This is a genomic window from Pseudarthrobacter sp. CCNWLW217 (assembly GCF_037203985.1).
Taxonomy (GTDB): domain Bacteria; phylum Actinomycetota; class Actinomycetes; order Actinomycetales; family Micrococcaceae; genus Arthrobacter.
In genome coordinates, this window is the sequence record NZ_JBBCBT010000047.1 from 1 (window position 1) to 1,114 (window position 1,114).

The 1,114-nt window shown below is 64.1% G+C and carries 1 protein-coding gene; it reads right to left on the reverse strand.

Going from position 1 to position 1,114, the window contains the following annotated elements:
• Positions 1-988, reverse strand: a 988-nt coding sequence (locus tag V9L18_RS21960; protein ID WP_337349262.1) for an IS481 family transposase, incomplete at its 3' end; no start/stop codon positions are given.
• Positions 989-1,114: the final 126 nt, after the last annotated feature.

Sequence of the window (1,114 nt, forward strand, 5' to 3'; positions counted from 1 at the left end):
TGTACTGCCCAGGCGGGTTGGTTAAACGGCTGATGGGCGGTTGGCCGCCGATTGCGGTGTGGGGCCTGTGGTGATTGTAGTGGTGCAGCCATGCCGGGAGGGCGTTTCTGCGGGCTGACTCTGTGGCGTAGAAGCGTTGGAACGCCCATCCGTCGGCCAGAGTGCGGTGGAACCGTTCGATCTTGCCGTTGGTCTGCGGACGGTAGGGGCGGGTCTTCTTGGCTTTGATGTTCAGCTCCCGGCAGGTGTCCCGCCAGAGATGGGATTTGTAGGCTGATCCGTTATCGGACAGGACCCGCTCGACGGTGACGCCGCGGACGGCGAACCAGGACACGGCCCGTCGCAGCACTCCCACCGCGGTGGCCGCTGTTTCGTCGCCGTGAATCTCGGCGTAGGCGACCCTGGAATGGTCGTCGATGACCGTGTGCACGTAAGCGGTGCCGATCAGCGGGTTGTGGTGGCTGCTTCGCGGCTTTGCCGGGGTCGAGGCGCGGTTCTGCTTGCCTTGCTGCCGGCCAACGTAGCGCCAGCCGCCACCGTCCGGGATATTGCCGAGCTTCTTTACATCGACGTGGATCATCGCCCCAGGTTTGTCGTGTTCGTACCGGCGGATGACTTCTCCGGTGCGCTTATCCACGTGATGCAACCGGTTCAGGCGGCACCGGACCAGGACCGCGTGAACCGTGGAGGCGGGCATGGCAAGCTTTGCTCCGATCGCGACCGGCCCCAGCCTTTGCTTCCAGCGCAGATGCACGACCTTGCGAACGAGTTGCTGCGGGGTCCGGTTCACCACCTGGTGCGGGCGCGAGGACCTGTCGGTCATGGCCGACTCGCCCATCGCGGCATAGCGTTCAGCCCAGCGTCTGGCCGTAGGCCAGGAACAATTGAACTGCTCGGCAGCCCGGGACACCGGCCATCCCTGGTCAACGACGAGACGCGCGAGGCGTAACCGTTGGCGCGGAGTCAAAGCGGCATTAGCGTGGGACATGAGGACCTCCTGGTCGCCTCAGCGGTTGTCTAAGCAACTCCACTGTGCAACCGGAGGTCCTCACCCATGAGTCAGCGACTCCAGCGAGTCATCACATTCACCCAACCAACGTCCCTGGGCAGTACA